General features: G+C 64.7%; 1 protein-coding gene. It reads left to right on the top strand.

What is annotated here, in order from left to right:
• A partial coding sequence (locus E5W87_RS27110) for a hypothetical protein (RefSeq protein WP_292404653.1) occupies positions 1-255 on the top strand: 255 nt, incomplete at both ends.

The following is a 255-nucleotide window of genomic DNA, read 5'->3' on the forward strand; positions in this document are numbered from 1 at the left end:
CGCTGCGGCTCGATGGCCTGCGCAGCACCATCATCGCGTCCACAGGCAGGGCCGGCGGCGACGGGCAGATGCGGCTCAGGCTCAAGGCCGATCCGGATGCCTATCCGCTGGTCATCGAGGCCGACGGCAATGCCGGCATCGTCGACGGTGCCGCGATCTATTCGGGCCAGTTCAAGGTCGCAAGTTCTGACAAGAATGGCGCCGACAAGAGTTCGGCAACGCAGCTTAACGGCACGGACGGTGGGACGATAAAGG

The sequence above is a fragment of the Mesorhizobium sp. genome (assembly GCF_004962925.1).
Lineage (GTDB): Bacteria > Pseudomonadota > Alphaproteobacteria > Rhizobiales > Rhizobiaceae > Mesorhizobium.